General features: G+C 50.8%; 1 protein-coding gene. It reads right to left on the bottom strand.

The window, feature by feature from the left end; translation table 11 throughout:
- The coding region (locus tag OOJ59_RS28035; RefSeq protein ID WP_000179198.1) for an IS1 family transposase at window positions 1-199 on the bottom strand (199 nt) is incomplete at its 3' end.
- Window positions 200-254: the final 55 nt, after the last annotated feature.

Genomic DNA, 254 nt, shown 5'->3' on the forward strand with positions numbered 1-254 from the left:
GGCATCCAACGCCATTCATGGCCATATCAATGATTTTCTGGTGCGTACCGGGTTGAGAAGCGGTGTAAGTGAACTGCAGTTGCCATGTTTTACGGCAGTGAGAGCAGAGATAGCGCTGATGTCCGGCAGTGCTTTTGCCGTTACGCACCACCCCGTCAGTAGCTGAACAGGAGGGACAGCTGATAGAAACAGAAGCCACTGGAGCACCTCAAAAACACCATCATACACTAAATCAGTAAGTTGGCAGCATCACC

It is taken from the genome of Citrobacter sp. W9, assembly GCF_026719375.1.
Lineage (GTDB): Bacteria > Pseudomonadota > Gammaproteobacteria > Enterobacterales > Enterobacteriaceae > Citrobacter > Citrobacter werkmanii.